Origin of the sequence: Aeromicrobium halocynthiae (assembly GCF_039531385.1) — a bacterium.
Lineage (GTDB): Bacteria > Actinomycetota > Actinomycetes > Propionibacteriales > Nocardioidaceae > Aeromicrobium > Aeromicrobium halocynthiae.
Map to the genome: position 1 here is coordinate 160513 of NZ_BAAAPY010000003.1, position 14477 is coordinate 174989.

The window sequence follows — 14477 nt, forward strand, 5'->3', positions numbered from 1 at the left end:
ACAAGACCCCGGTCAAGGGGTCCTCATGCGAGCGTGGTGGGCGCGAAGGTTCAGTCTAACCCGCCGTACCCACGGAAGGCAACCGGGTGCTTGACAACACCGGCGGCATCCGTCAATATATCCGGCCGCGCGGGTCGCGATGCCTGGCATTGCAGGGGTGGACGGGCGTCGCGGCATGCCGTCGGCGGCCGACCGGCGTCAGTAGGCCTCGATGTCGTCGACGAGCCAGGCGTCACCGTCGCGCACCATGGTGAGCGAGATGCGGTTGCCGAAGACCGTGGGTTCGGGGTCGTCGGCCACGACGCGCGCCTGGTCGACGAAGACGAGCACCTCGACCCGGTCGGCGCTGCAGTCGTCGCCGCACGGCAGCGGCGCCACCTCGCGGGCGGCGGCCTCGACCACGATCTGGCGCTGCGGCGCCAGGTCGTTCAGCGCCGGGGACAGCGACTCGAAGTCCGCCCCGTACTCCGGGGTCATCAGAGCCTGCGACTCCTCGAGGTGCTGCTCGAGCTGGTCGTAGCGGTACCCGAGGATCGTCTCGGCGGCCGTGGCCGCGGCGTCGGCGGCCTCGGCCTGCGCGGACTCGGTGTCTGCACCCGCGACCTGCTGGGCAGCCCAGACGATCGAGGCGCCGGCGAGGACGACGGCAAGGACGGCCAGCAGGACCACGCCAGCGACCAGGGGCCTGCGGGTGCCGGAACGGGACACCTCGGAGGCGGCGTCCTGGCGAGGCGACGCCGCGTCGGCGACCGGGGCCGGCGAAGGAGTGCGCTGCTTGCGACCGGCGGGGACGATCCTGGGGGTTCCCGTCCCCCGGGAAGGGCCGTCCGTCGGCGGGTCCTGGGGCGGGGAGTCGTCCTCGGCGTCGGAGTCCTCGACAGCGGGATCCGGGACCGGCGCGTGCTCGATCCCGGGGCCATCGACTGCAGGGCTCTCGACCGCACGGTCCTGGTTCTCGGTCTCCTCCGGGACGACGGCCGGGGGCCGCACGACGGGCCGCTTGACGACGCGCGGCGGGGTGGCTGCGGCGTCGGCGACCGGCCTCTCCCCCGCGATCCTGCGGCGCGGGCGCTTGTCCTCGGTGCTCACTCGTCCTCCTGCGGCGCGGGCTCGTCGGCACCGGGCTGATCGGCGCCGGGCTCATCGGGGTTCCCGTCCTCGCTGTCCGAACCCTCCGGGAGCAGGCCGCCCTGCTCGCCGGGCTCGCCGAGCTCGGCCTGGACCGGCGCGACCTGCTCGAACTGGCTCACCCGCCACTGGCCGTCCTCACGCTGGAGGGTGACCTTCCAGCGGAAGCGTCGCTCGACCGCCGCCTCCTCGGCGTCGGTCGCCACCGAGGCGTTCACGGCGACGAGCGCGACGGCGCTGTCCTCGTCGATGGTCTGCACCGCGCTGGCGAGCACTCGTGCGTCACCGCTGGTCTGGTCGTTGGATCCCAGCGCGTCGAAGACCGCGTCGGTGATCGTCACGAACTCCTCGTAGTACTCCGTCGTCAGGAGGTCGCGCATGCGCTCCTGGTAGTCGTCCTTCTCGGCCACGGCGTACGTGTTGTACGTGACGGCGAAGTCCTCGGTCCGCTGCAGCACCTCACGCACCTGCTCCGGCTCGCCACCCTCGACGACCCGTGGGACGACCAGACCGGTCACGGCAGCGAGCCCACCGATCACCAGTGCGACGACGAGCACGAGGACCGCCGTCCTCACCACGGTGCGCCGTGGGGGACCCTCCTCGGCCGCGCTCTCCGGTGAGGTGGCTGTGCTCTCGGAGGAGGTGTCGGGGCTCAGCGCTCCGCGGTCTCCAGCAGCAGCCACGAGAGGGCGTCCTTTCCATCCAGGGAGGCGACCGCGGCGCGGTTGCGGTTGATCTCGGTCCGGCTCGGGGTGCGCGGCGGCATCGCGTCCGGATCGGTGCAGTCGATGTCGAGGTCGAAGCCACGAGCGGTCCGGCGCTGGCTCTCAGCGACGTTGCGCTCGCCCAGCTGGGTGGGGTCCCCGGCCTCTCCCAGCTCCGAGGCCCCCAGACGGGGACGATACCCCTGCTGGCAGACCTCGACCTTGTCGTCCCCGAACGGCGGCGTGATGACGAGCCCGAAGGTCGCATCGTACTCGCCAGGTCGACGCTCGCTCGGAGCGACGACGCTGAACGACCCCTCGAGCAGGTACGGGTAGAGGATCGAGAGCACCTGCAGCGACTTGGAGTTCTTCGCGACGGGGTCCAGGGCGGTGCGCAGGTCGGCGAAGACCGAACGGAGGTCCGCCGCGTTCTCGTCGATCACCTGACGCGTGTCGCGGGCGGCGGGCGTCCCCTCGTCGACCAGGCGTCGGATGTCGGCGTCGGACTCGACGAGCGTGTCCGAGAGCAGGGCGAGGTTGCGCGAGAACGTCGCCAGCTGACCCTGCTTGTCCAGCTGCGTCTGCAGCGCGGTCTGCGAGCCGTAGATGAGGTCGCGGGTGACGCCGAGGTTGGCGTCGGCCTCGTCGATGAACTCCGTCGTGGTGTCGACGATGCGCTGCAGGTCGGGCCCGGTTCCCTCGAAGGCGGCTCCCAGCTCCGAGACCAGGGTGCGCAGGTTCTCGGTGTCGACCGAGCGCACGAGCGAGTTGACGTTCACCAGCATCGTGGTGGTGTCGATCGGGATCTGGGTGTTCTCGGTCGTGATGACCGAGCCGCTCTCCAGGTAGGGACCGCGGTTCGTCTGCGGCTGCAGGTCGACGAACTGCTCGCCGATCGCCGACTTGTTGGCCACGAGGGCCTTGGCGTCGGCAGCGATCGGCGGTGCACTGTTCTCGATGTCGAGGGTGACGTCGACGCCCTCGTCGGTGAACTGCAACGCCCCGACGCGTCCGACCTCGATGCCGCGGTACGTCACCTGGGCGCCGGCGAAGATGCCGCCGGAGTCCTCGAACTGGGCGGTGACCGGGAAGGACCGGTCGACGAAGATGCGGTCGACCTCCGCGTAGCGCCCACCGACGAAGGCGGTGCCGAGGACGGTGATGACGGCGAAGATCACGAGCTGGATCTTGGTGAACCGGGTGATCATCGCGCCACCGCCGGTCCCATGACGAGACGTCCCAGGTCAGAGGTGGACTCCATGAGGGCCTCCGGGGTGGTCGGGGCGGTCCGGCAGAGCCCGAGCAGCCCGCAGAAACCTCCACCGCTGCCGTCACCTCCGGCGCCGCCGGAGGGTGCCGGCGACGTGGGCCGGCCCGGCTCGGCCGGTCCGGCGTCCTCGGTCCCGGCCCCCTCGGGCACGAGGCCCTCCATGAGCGAGACGAGTCCGGGCCCGGCGGACGGCCCCGCCTCCTCGGCCTGCGCCGCGTCGGCGCCCGCCGGGACGAGGGTGTTGCCGAGGCTCAACAGGCCCTGGAACAGGTTGCTGATCTGCGGCCCGTCGAGCACGAGGTTGATGTCGAGGTTGGAGTAGTCGCCGTAGCAGGCGGTGTCCTCCACGATGCGGCGGTTGGCCGACGTCACTCCCAGCGGGCAGGCCTCCGTGGCGCGAGCGAGGCTGCCGCCGACGATCGCGTCGCTGAAGGGGAAGCTGAGCAGCACCTGCGTGCTGGTGGCGAGGTCGTCGCCGGAGTCCGCGAGGCCCTTCAGGGTCGGCTCGAGGTCACGCAGCACCGCGAGCGTGTCGTCCTTGGACTCGCGGATGACGTCGACGGCGACGTCGCCGAGACGGTCCAACGCCTGCAGGAACCCGACGATCTGGTCACGCTGCTCGTTCAGCACGGCGAGCGCCTCGGGCAGGTCGTCGAGGGCGCTCGTGATGGCGCCCTCCTGCTGCTGCGTGGTCCTGGCCAGGTTGTCGACCTTGTCCAGCGCGTCGAGCAGCTCGCCCTTGTTGTCGTCGAGCTGTCCGAGGAACTGCTCGGAGGTGCTCAGGAGCTGGCGGACCTCGGGCTCGTTGCCGTCGAGGGCACGGTTGAGCTCCTTGACGATGGTGTTGGTCTTCTCCAGTCCACCACCGTTCAGCAGCAGCGACGCGGCCCCGAGGACCTCCTCGATGTCGGGATTGCGTCCCGAGCGCTCGAGCGGGATCTCGTCACCGTCCTTCAGCGGCTCGCTCGAGGGGTTCGCCGGCGCCTCGAGGGCGACGAACTTCTCACCGAGCAGGCTCGACTGACGCAGGGTCGCCTCGGCGTTGGCGGGCAGCTCGACGGCGTCGTTGATCCGCAGGGTCGCCGTCGCCGTCCACCCGTTGAGCTCGATCGCCGTCACCTTGCCGACCGCGAGGTCGTCGACACGCACGGCGCTCTGGGGGACGAGGTCGAGGACGTCGCGGAACTCGACGGTGACCTCGTACGGGTCGCTGCCGACGTCGGCGCCGCCGGGCAGCGGGAGGTCGTAGGGAGAGAAGCTGCAGCCCGCCAGGAGCACGGCGGAGGTCGCCGCCGCCAGCGCGGAGGTCAGGAGTCGCTTGATCGAGGTCATCACGGCACCGCCAGCATGTCTTCGAGGGACGTCTGGGTCCGGTCGGGCGAGGAGGTCGGGGCGACGGCGGCGCGCTCGACCCCGAGACCCTCGCGGAGCTGCTGCAACAGCTCTGGCGACGCCTCGTCGCCACCCTGCGGCAGGATCTCCGGCACGTCGCCCGGACCGGGAGCGCCACCCGCGCCGCTGGCGGCGTCGGTCAGGCCGCCGAAGACCGGCCCGAGGAGGTCGGACAACTGACGACACCCGTCGACCAGGATGGGCCCGAGGACGGGGATGTCACCGAGACCGGCACCATCCCCGGCGTTGCACAGCAGGCTCGGCAGACCGCCGACGACGCCGGTCAGCAGCGCGAGGGCGTCATCACGGTTGTCGAGCGTGCCCTGGTTGCCGTTGTAGGCGAGGGCGACGTTCGACAGTGCAGTGGGGGCGTTGACGGTGATCTCCTCGATGTCCTTCTCGTGCTGGGCGAGCACCTCGGCGACGACCTGGAGGTTCTGCACGTTCCCACGCAGCTCCTCCCGGTTGTCACGCACGAGGCGCCTGACCTCCACGAGCGCGTCGCCCAGAGCCTCGATCGTCAGAGCGAGGTCCTCGCGCTCCCCGGCCAGCACCTCGGAGACCTCCGCGGTGGAGTCGAAGAACGCCCGCACGGCGGCATCGTTGCGGTTCAGCAGGTCGACGAACTGGGAGACCTCGCGAACGCTGCCGAAGAGGTCGTCCTTGTTGTTGGAGAGCGTCTGGCTGAGGCGACCGAAGTTGCGCAACGTCTGGTTGAGCTGCGCACCCTGGCCGTCGAGCTGCTCGGCGGAGGAGTCGATCAGGGTGCTGAGGGCTCCCTCGGAGTTGGCGCCGTCGGGCCCGAGCGCGACGGCGAGGTCGTCGAGCGATCCGTAGACCTCGTCGAGCTCGATCGGCACCTCGGTGCGCTCCGGGCCGAGCACGGCCGCGTCCTGCAGCGTCGGTCCGCCGCTGTAGACGGGGGCCAGCTGAACGAAGCGGTCGCCGACGATCGACGGGGAGACGATCACGGCCTTGACGTCCTGCGGCAGCGAGACGTCCTGCGGGTAGGAGAGCGTGGCGCGGACGACGTCGCCGCGCGGCTCCAAGGAGTCGACCGTGCCGACCGCGACACCGAGGATCTTGACGTCCGAGCCCTCGTAGAGGGAGTTCGTGCGCGGGAAGTCGACGGTGAGGGTCTGGGACTCCGTCCGGTCGACGAAGACGAACACGGCGCCGGCGACGAGGGCCAGGACGACGGCCACGGTGACGACTCGACTGAGGCCGGCGAGCCTGCTCATGAGGGCGGACATCAGTTGTTGTCACCACCGATCTGGACGTAGAGCTCGAACCACGGGCCGGTGCCGAGGGCGTTGGAGAAGACCCTCAGGAACCCGGGCAGCGAGGTGATGGCCTGGTCGAGGCTGTCGCGGTTGCGCACGAGCATGTCGGTGACGCGCTCGAGGCGGCGCAGGGCCGGGTTGAGGTCGGCCTCGGTCTCCGCGACCAGCAGCTGGAGCTCGGAGGAGATCTCCTGGGTGGAGACCAGGAGTCGGTTGATCGACTCCCGACGCGAGCTCAGCGCGTCGAACAGGACCGTGGCGTCGCGGAACAGGGTCTCCAGCTCGGCGTTGCGCGAGTTCAGCACTCCCGTGACCTTCTTGAGGTTCACCAGGAGCGTGTTGATCTGCTCGTCGCGCGCCGCGAGGTTCGCGGACAGGTCCGAGACGCCCGAGATGGCCGCGCGGAACTCCGTCGGGGTCTCGGCCGCGACGTCGCCGAGGGTCTCCAGCGCCAGGGCGATCTGCTCCTTGTCCAGGGCCTCGTTGACCTCCGTGAGGTCGGAGAAGGCCTCAACGACGTCGTACGGCGGGACGGTGCGCTCGAGCGGGATGGTGGCCCCTCGCTCGAGCTCGCCGCTGCCGTTCGGGGTGAGGGCGAGGAACTGGGCCCCCAGGAGCGTGCGGAGCTTGATCTCCGCGCCGGTCTCGGCGCCGAGGTCGGTGCCCTTGTCGATCTTGAACGTGACCTTGACGCGGTCACCGTCGAGCTCGATGTCCTGGACCTTGCCGACCGTGATGCCGGCGACCCGCACCTCGGCGTCGTCGCGCAGGCCGCCGATCTCGGCGAACTCGGCGTAGTAGGTGTCGCCGGCACCGATGATGGGCAGCTGGTCCGCGCGGAAGGCGGCCAGCAGCATGGCGGCGATGACGGCGAAGCCGAGCAGGCCGATGATCGTGTGGTTGCGCTCGCGGAAGGGCTTCATGACTGTGGGTACTCTCCGTCCGCCGTCTCGCACCGCGCTCCGCCGGCCTGGACGTTGCGCAGGTCGATGCCGGTGGACTGCGCCAGCCCCTCCAGGACGTCGTCCGGGATCAGGGCGACGTCGACCTCGAGCTCGCAGACGTAGAAGTTGAAGAGCGCTCCGTTGGAGGCGAGGTTGCCGAGCTTCTCCATCTTGATGGGCAGGATCCTCAGCGACTGCTCGAAGACGTCGAGGTTGCGCTGCCCGCCGAGCTGCTCGTTGCGGCCCTCGGCGAGGTTCCCTGTGAGCCGGTTGAGCTCGCGGACGTCGGCGACGAGGTCCTCCCGGCCGTCGCTGAGCAAGCCCGAGGTCTCCTCGGTGAGCAGGGAGATGGAGTCCAGGGATCCGAGAATCGCGTTCCGGTCGTCCTTCAGCCCCGTCACGAGTGCCTGGAGGTTGTCGATCGTGGACGTGAGCTGCTGGTCGCGACTGCCGATCGTGTCGAGCACGTCGGAGAGGTTGACGATGACGTCGCCGATGAGCTGGTCGCGGTCGGCCAGGGTCCGGGTGAGCGACGCCGTGCGCGCGAGGAGGCTCTGCACCGTGCCCGCCTCGCCCTGCAGGGTCTGCACGATCTCGAACGCGAGCTGGTTGGTGTCCTCCGGCGACAGCGCCTGGAAGACGGGCTTGAAGCCGTTCAGCAGGACGTTGAGGTCGAGGGCCTCCTCGGTGCGTTCCTGGGGGATGGTGCTACCCGGCTCGAGCACGGCCGTGCCGCCCTCCGGGCCCTGGTAGAGCGCCATGTACCGCTGGCCGATCAGGTTGCGGAAGCGCAGCTGGGCGTTGGTGTTCTGCGTCAGGGAGACGTCGGTGTCGACGCCGAAGGACACGAGGGCCTCGTTGCCGTCGACGATCTCGACCTTCTCGACCTCACCGACGCGCACGCCGCCGATCCGGACGTCGTCGCCCTTGGCCACGCCCGTGACGTCGCTGAAGCGCGCCTTGTACGTCTCGGTGCTCTGGAACAGGCCCTGGCTGAGGACCATCATCAGCAGCACGGTGGCCCCGCCGGTGACGCCGAAGAAGACGCACAGCTTGAGCAGTGCGCTCAAGGACTCGCGGTCGAGGAGCTTCACGGCGCGATCACCTCCGTGCCCCGCAGGACGGGGCTGAGCAGCAGCGAGGCGACGTCGGGCACGTCGGCCGGTGCCACGCCGGCCATCGCACCGGCGAGCTGGCGGACCTGGGAACGCTGCTGCGGGCTGTCGACGTTCGCGAGGCTGGCACTCCAGTAGCCCATCTCGGCCAGTGACGCCGCGGCTGCGCGCTCGAAGTCGGCGTCGGTGCCGAACTTGCCGTTGTGGCTGTTGGTCAGACCGATGAGTCCGTAGACCTCGGCATCGGGACCCGGGTAGGGCTTGCCCTCTCGTCCTCCGCCGGCGCTGAACGCGGCGAAGGGGTTGCGGGAGTCGTCGGGCAGGCCGTCGGCGCCGATGCGGTTCTGGTACTGCGGCAACCGGTCACAGACCTCCTCGATCGTCCCGCGGCCACCGGTGGGCTGCGCGGCCGGGGTGCGGTCGATCGTCGCCTGGTCCGGGATGGAGGCGTTCTCGTCCTCCTCGTACTTGGTCGGCTGCGTGGCGAGGGTCTTGAGGTCGATGTGCACGGTCCGGTTCTTCAGGACGCTGTCGAGTCGCTCGATCGACGTGGCCATGCCGCCCAGGAAGCACGGGAAGGTCGAGGAGTACTTGGCCGAGACCGCGAGGATCCGGCGCTGCTGCGCCGCCAGCGCGGTGAGGTTGTCGCCGTTGTCGTCGACGAAGGTGCGCAGGGTGTCGGCCAGACGCGTGCCCTCGTCGAAGAACGCCGCCAGCTCGGTGCGCTTCTCCACGAGCGTGTTGCCGGTGACGACGGAGTTCTCGAGGAACCGCGCGATCGTGGGCAGCTCGCGGGCGTAGACGTCGGCGACCTCGCCGGTGGCGACCAGGCTGTCGACGAGCGCGGGCACGTCGGGGTTGAGCTCGCGCAGGTACTCGTTCAAGGTCACGAGGGTGTCCCCGAGCTTCTCCCCGCGACCCTCGAGGGCCTGGGCCATCGCGGTCAAGGTGTAGGAGAGGTCGGCGGGCTCGACGGCCTGCAGGAGCGGGTAGAAGTCGTTGAGCAGGTCCTCGACCTCGATCGGCACCTCGGCGCGCGTGATGACGTCACCGGCCTTGAGGGACTCGCTGTCCGGACCGGTGCCCGGCGGCGGGATGAGGTTGATGAACTTCTCGCCGAACAGCGTCTTCGGGACGATCTCGGCCGTGACGCCGGCCGGGACGCGGTCGATCAGCTCCGGCTTCATGGCCAGCTGCATCTCGACGCCGCCGTCGACCGGATCGATCGAGCGGATCGAGCCGACGATCATGCCCCGCAGCTTGACGTCGCCGTTGACCGACAGGCTCTGCCCGGAGTTGGAGGTCTCCAGGGTCACCATCTCCGCGCTGACGAACGTCTTGTTGAAGAAGGCGTAGGTGAGCCACACGAAGAAGATCATCAGGGCGATGAACCCGATGCCGAGGACCTTCAGCGCCGTGGGGCGCTCGGCCAGGGGAGTAGCAGCCACGGCGATCAGCCTGCCAATCTCACGGTGGCGGTCGTGCCCCAGATCGCCATCGAGGCGAGCAGGTCGACGACGTTGACGGCGACGATGGACGTCCGGACGGCACGGCCCACGGCCACGCCCACCCCGGCGGGTCCGCCGGTGGCGTAGTAGCCGTAGTAGCAGTGGATGAGGATCACGACGACCGCGAAGATGAGCACCTTGCCGAAGGACCACAGCACGTCCCCTGGTGGCAGGAAGGTGTTGAAGTAGTGGTCGTACGTGCCGGCGCTCTGGCCCTGCAGCTGGGTGATCGTGAGGCGCGTCGCGAAGTAGGAGGACAGCAGGCCGACGACGTACAGCGGCACGACCGCGACCAGACCCGCGATGACGCGGGTGGTCACCAGGAAGGGCATGGACGGGATCGCCATGACCTCGAGCGCGTCGACCTCCTCGGAGATGCGCATGGCGCCGAGCTGGGCGGTGAAGCCGCAGCCGACGGTGGCCGCGAGGGCGATGCCGGCCACGATGGGTGCGATCTCGCGGGTGTTGAAGTAGGCCGAGACGAAGCCGGCGAGCACGGCGGTGCCGAGCTGGTCCAGGGCGGCGTAGCCCTGGATGCCGACCTCGGTGCCGGTGAAGAAGGTCATGGCGGCGATGACGCCGACCGTCCCGCCGATGATGGCGAGCGACCCGGAGCCGAGGGCGACCTCGGCCAACAGGCGCACGACCTCCTTGGAGTACTTGCGCAGCGTGACCGGGACGGCCTTGATGACGCGCAGGTAGAACAGCATCTGGCGACCGAGCTCGTCGAGCTTCTCGGCCGGGGTCTCGTACAGCGCGCTGACACGTGAGTTCGCCATCGTCACATCCCCTTGGGCGGCACGAGCTGGATATACGTGGCCGAGACGACGAAGTTGATGATGAACAACAGGATGAAGGTGATGACGACGGACTCGTTCACCGCGTCGCCGACGCCCTTGGGTCCGCCCTTGGCGTTCATGCCCTTGTAGGAGGCGACGATGGCCGCCACGAAGCCGAACAGGATGGCTTTGACCATGCCTTGATAGATGTCCGGCATCTGCGCCAGCGCGGTGAAGGACGCGAGGTAGGCACCTGGGGTCCCGCCCTGGAGGACGACGTTGAAGACGTAGCCGCCGGCCACACCGACGACCGAGACGAGCCCGTTCAGGAAGACCGCCACCAGCATGGCGGCGAGGACGCGCGGGACGACCAGACGCTGGATGGGATCGATGCCCAGCACCATCATCGCGTCGAGCTCCTCGCGGATCTTGCGCGAGCCGAAGTCGGCGGCGATGGCCGACCCGGCCGCGCCGGCGATGAGCAGCGCCGTCGCGATGGGACCGGCGTTGCGGACCACGGCCAGCACGGCCGCGGAACCGGTGAAGGACTGGGCGCCGAACTGCTGGATCAGCCCGCCGACCTGCAGCGCGATGACCGCGCCGAAGGGGATGGCCACCAGGGCCGTGGGGATGATCGTCACGGTGACGATGAACCACGCCTGGGTCAAGAACTCCTTCAGCTGGAAGGGTCGCTTGAACAGCGCGACGAAGACGTCGAGCATGAAGGCGAACAGACCACCGGCGACGCGCGCCGGAGCCGTGACCTGGGCGACGCTCACGCACTCACTCCGGGGGTCATGGGCATGTCGGCCTCGAAGGAGCCCTCCGGCGGGACGACGCCGTTCTCGCGGCACCAGGCTCCCGGCTCACGCTGAGCCCGACGCGGACGACCGTCGGACGGCTCGATCTGCAGCGCCACCGGAGGCAGCGGCGGCATCTCCTGGCCGGACTCCGCGGCGAGCTCGTCGGCGTCCTTCTCCTCGCTCATGCCGATCGGTCCGACCCGCTGGGCGTTGAGGAACTGCGCCACGACGGGCTCGGTGGAGGTGAGCAGCATCTCGCGAGGGCCGAACATCGCCAGGTGCTTGTGGTAGAGCAGGCCGATGTTGTCGGGGACGGTGCGCGCGGTGTTGATGTCGTGCGTGACGATCAGGAACGTCGCGTCGATCTGGGCGTTGAGGTCGATGAACAGCTGGTTGATGTACGCGGTGCGGACCGGGTCGAGGCCGGAGTCCGGCTCGTCGATCAGCAGCACCTCGGGGTCGAGCACGAGCGCGCGAGCCAGCCCGGCGCGCTTGCGCATTCCGCCGGAGATCTCTCCGGGCAGCTTGTTCTCCGCCCCCGTCAGGCCGACGAGCTCCATCTTGTCCATGACGATGTTGCGGATCTCGGACTCGGACTTCTTGGTGTGCTCGCGCAGCGGGAACGCGACGTTGTCGTAGAGGTCCATCGAGCCGAACATCGCGCCGTCCTGGAACAGCACCCCGAAGAGCTTGCGGACCTCGTAGAGGTCCTTCTCCTTGCACGTGGCGATGTCGACGCCCTCGATGTGGATGTGGCCGGCGTCCGGCTTGAGCAGCCCGATGAGGGACTTCAGGAACACCGACTTGCCCGTGCCCGAGGGGCCGAGCATGACGGAGATCTCCCCCGCCGGCAGCGTGAGCGTGACGTCGTTCCAGATCAGCTGCGACCCGAACTTCTTGGTCAGACCCTCGACCTTGACCTCGACGCCCACGTGACCCTCCTCTTCAGCGCGGACCGACCGACGGCTCCCCCGTCCGCCGGACTGTGACCCGGAACACTAGCCTAACGATCGCCACCCCATCGGGTTACGAAACAAGCAAGCAGATTGACTACGCGCGCCATGGGTTCCACGTCACACGCTCCGCGCACCGTACCTGCAAGTAACTCCCGTTGACAAACGTGATGCTCACCACGTGGACGATCCGGGTCGGGAGACCCGCACCCGGCCGTCCGTAGGTCCCGGGCCCGCGCCGCGAGCCCCTCGGGAACGACGACGCCCACCCCGGGCGGACCCGGGGTGGGCGTCGTGTCGCGAGGTCGAGGACCTCGCTCGATCAGGCGTGCGTCACTTCAGGGTGACGGAGGCACCGGCGGCCTCGAGGGCCTCCTTGGCCTTGTCGGCGGTCTCCTTGTTGACACCCTCGAGAACGGCCTTGGGGGCGCTCTCGACGAGGTCCTTGGCCTCCTTCAGGCCGAGGCTCGTGAGACCGCGCACCTCCTTGATGACCTGGATCTTCTTGTCGCCGGCGCCCTCGAGGACGACGTCGAACTCGTCCTTCTCGGCCTCGGCGGCGCCGCCGGCGTCACCACCGGCAGCGGGTGCGCCGGCTGCGGCGACGGCCACGGGGGCGGCCGCGGTGACCTCGAAGGTCTCCTCGAAGGCCTTCACGAACTCCGAGAGCTCGATGAGGGTCAGTTCCTTGAATGCGTCGAGCAGCTCGTCGGTGCTGAGCTTCGCCATGGTGGCGTCCTTCCTTTCGGTGAGACCCCGAGGGGGTCCCGATCATGATCGGGCGTTCAGCCCTCGGTGGTTCCCGCGTCGGCGGGCTCGGCGTCGGCGGTTGCCTCGGCCTCGGGGGCGGCGTCGGCAGGTGCCGATGCCGTCGTGTCGTCGGCGGGACCCTCCTCGGCCCGCTTGGCCTCCAGCGCGCCCACGAGACGGGCGGTCTGGGCCAGCGGAGCGTTGAAGAGGGACACGGCGTTCTGAAGGCTGCCCTTCATGGCGCCGGCGAGCTTGGCGAGGAGGACCTCGCGCGACTCGAGGTCCGCCAGCTTCGTGATGTCGTCAGCGCTGAGCTGCTTCCCGTCGAGGAAGCCGCCCTTGATGACGAGTGGATCGTTCGCCTTCGCGAAGTCACGCAGTCCCTTGGCCGCCTCCACGACGTCGCCGTTGATGAAGGCGATGGCGGTGGGGCCGATCAGCAAGCTCTCGTCGAGCTCGATGCCGGCGTCCTTGGCGGCGATCTTGGTCAGCGTGTTCTTGGCGACGGCATAGCTCGCGCTCCCACCCAGTGAACGCCGCAGGTCCTGCAGCTGCTTCACGGTGAGACCGCGGTACTCGGTGAGGACGACACCGTCGGCCTCGCGCAGGCTCTGCGCGAGGTCGGCGACGGCCGCGACCTTGTCCGGGCTTGCCATGGGTCTCCTTCCGGTTCCACCTCCGACCGGCGGGTGAAGCCCCACGACGACGAACGCCCCGTGCGCAGGCACGGGGCGAGGATCTCACCGGAGTCCGCGAGGGACTCTCTACTCGTAACCTGCGCGGGCGTCCTCCGTGGAGGACCTTCACGGATCCCGGGTGGGACCCGAACCAGCGGTCTTCGGCAGCGTCCATCGTACGACGACGGCCCGCCACGACCAAATCGTCACGACCGCCCCTCGTCGGGGCGCGGTCAGCCTGCCCGGCCGAACGGGCTCTCCGTGGTGATCTCGTCGTCGGCCGGCTTCTCGACGACGACCTCCTCCCCCCAGCGGGAGAAGTCCATGGTCAGGGACATCGCGGTGGCGTCGGTGACGATGCGGCGCGGCAGGTTGTCGGGCCCGACGTAGAAGGTGTAGACGAGCTCGTCGGGAACAGCGCCGCCCAGCGCGGACGGGTCCTGGCCCGCGTTCTCGACGATCGCGGCTCCGTCGACGCTCACGCTGTACGGGGTCGCCTCCACGCCGTCGAGCTGCTCGGGGGCACCCGCCTGCTCGAACCCGGTGACGGCGCCCTCGAGGGTCTCCAGCTGGCGCGCAGGGTCGAAGGAGTCGGTCAGCGACCCGAACTGCTGCACGACGGGGTCGTCCTCGTCCTGCAGGTCGAGGGCGGCGAACCTGTCCTCGGTCATCGCGCCGAGGTTCATGTAGAGGACACCGTCCACGAGCCGCATCTCGACGGTGCCCGGACCTGTGTCGCCGGTCTCCAACGTGGCCGTCATGGCCGTGTCCTCGACCGACTCCCCGATGACGACGTCACCTTGCATGGCCACGCCACCGGCGGCCTCGCCGAGGTCCATCGTCACGCGGGCACTGCCGGCCTCGACCTGCGCGGCCGACAGCTCCTCGAAGAAGTTCTCCCGCGTCAGCTCGGTCCCGGCGTCCTCCCCGACGGCGACGTCGTCACCACCGCCGCTCGTGGTCTCCGAGCCGCTGCAGCCGGCGAGCCCGAGGCCCCCGATCAGGACGGTCACCGTCGCGACGGCGCAGGCCGAGCCGAGCTTCTTCATCGTGAGGGAGCGCATGCGTCGAGCCTAGGTCACGAGGATGGACCGGCGAGCTCGAGGACGGCCGCGGGGTCCAGGGGTGGCGTCCTCGTTCCCTGGGCACCCTGCCACGCGCGCCGCACGAC

At 69.5% G+C, this 14477-nt stretch carries 14 protein-coding genes; all 14 read right to left on the reverse strand.

Annotated features, from left to right (window positions below):
* Positions 1 to 198 precede the first annotated feature (198 nt).
* Complete coding sequence (locus tag ABD213_RS06320) at positions 199 to 1089, reverse strand: hypothetical protein (RefSeq protein ID WP_344326030.1); 891 nt, start codon at positions 1087 to 1089, stop codon at positions 199 to 201.
* A complete protein-coding gene (locus ABD213_RS06325) occupies positions 1086 to 1811 on the reverse strand; it encodes a hypothetical protein (protein ID WP_344326032.1) in 726 nt (241 codons plus the stop codon). The genes ABD213_RS06320 and ABD213_RS06325 overlap by 4 nt, the downstream gene beginning before the upstream one ends.
* A complete protein-coding gene (locus ABD213_RS06330; protein WP_344326034.1) occupies positions 1781 to 3040 on the reverse strand; it encodes an MCE family protein in 1260 nt (419 codons plus the stop codon). The genes ABD213_RS06325 and ABD213_RS06330 overlap by 31 nt, the downstream gene beginning before the upstream one ends.
* Positions 3037 to 4434 (reverse strand): MCE family protein, encoded by a 1398-nt coding sequence (locus tag ABD213_RS06335; RefSeq protein WP_344326037.1) that lies wholly within the window; start codon positions 4432 to 4434, stop codon positions 3037 to 3039. Before ABD213_RS06335 ends, ABD213_RS06330 begins: the two co-directional genes overlap by 4 nt.
* Positions 4434 to 5735 (reverse strand): MCE family protein, encoded by a 1302-nt coding sequence (locus ABD213_RS06340; RefSeq protein ID WP_344326039.1) that lies wholly within the window; start codon positions 5733 to 5735, stop codon positions 4434 to 4436. Before ABD213_RS06340 ends, ABD213_RS06335 begins: the two co-directional genes overlap by 1 nt.
* An 11-nt stretch (positions 5736 to 5746) precedes the next feature.
* The gene (locus ABD213_RS06345; protein ID WP_344326041.1) at positions 5747 to 6700 is read right to left on the reverse strand and encodes an MCE family protein; all 954 of its coding nucleotides are present in this window, start codon (positions 6698 to 6700) and stop codon (positions 5747 to 5749) included.
* Positions 6697 to 7815: an MCE family protein gene (locus ABD213_RS06350; protein WP_344326043.1), complete on the reverse strand. Its 1119-nt coding sequence runs from the start codon at positions 7813 to 7815 to the stop codon at positions 6697 to 6699. The genes ABD213_RS06345 and ABD213_RS06350 overlap by 4 nt, the downstream gene beginning before the upstream one ends.
* On the reverse strand, positions 7812 to 9284 hold the full coding sequence (locus ABD213_RS06355; protein WP_344326045.1) for an MCE family protein: 1473 nt from the start codon (positions 9282 to 9284) through the stop codon (positions 7812 to 7814). Before ABD213_RS06355 ends, ABD213_RS06350 begins: the two co-directional genes overlap by 4 nt.
* Before the next feature lie 5 nt (positions 9285 to 9289).
* Complete coding sequence (locus tag ABD213_RS06360) at positions 9290 to 10123, reverse strand: MlaE family ABC transporter permease (RefSeq protein ID WP_425546025.1); 834 nt, start codon at positions 10121 to 10123, stop codon at positions 9290 to 9292.
* A 2-nt stretch (positions 10124 to 10125) separates the two neighbouring features.
* Positions 10126 to 10845, reverse strand: a complete 720-nt coding sequence (locus ABD213_RS06365) for an MlaE family ABC transporter permease (RefSeq protein ID WP_344326290.1) — start codon at positions 10843 to 10845, stop codon at positions 10126 to 10128.
* Between the two features lie 53 nt (positions 10846 to 10898).
* The gene (locus ABD213_RS06370) at positions 10899 to 11858 is read right to left on the reverse strand and encodes an ABC transporter ATP-binding protein (RefSeq protein ID WP_344326047.1); all 960 of its coding nucleotides are present in this window, start codon (positions 11856 to 11858) and stop codon (positions 10899 to 10901) included.
* Between the two features lie 354 nt (positions 11859 to 12212).
* Positions 12213 to 12608, reverse strand: a complete 396-nt coding sequence (gene rplL / locus ABD213_RS06375) for a 50S ribosomal protein L7/L12 (protein ID WP_344326049.1) — start codon at positions 12606 to 12608, stop codon at positions 12213 to 12215.
* Between the two features lie 56 nt (positions 12609 to 12664).
* Positions 12665 to 13285 (reverse strand): 50S ribosomal protein L10, encoded by a 621-nt coding sequence (rplJ, locus tag ABD213_RS06380; protein ID WP_344326052.1) that lies wholly within the window; start codon positions 13283 to 13285, stop codon positions 12665 to 12667.
* Between the two features lie 254 nt (positions 13286 to 13539).
* Entirely contained in the window at positions 13540 to 14370 is an 831-nt protein-coding gene (locus tag ABD213_RS06385) for an SCO4651 family lipoprotein (RefSeq protein ID WP_344326054.1), read from the reverse strand.
* Between the last annotated feature and the right edge of the window lie 107 nt (positions 14371 to 14477).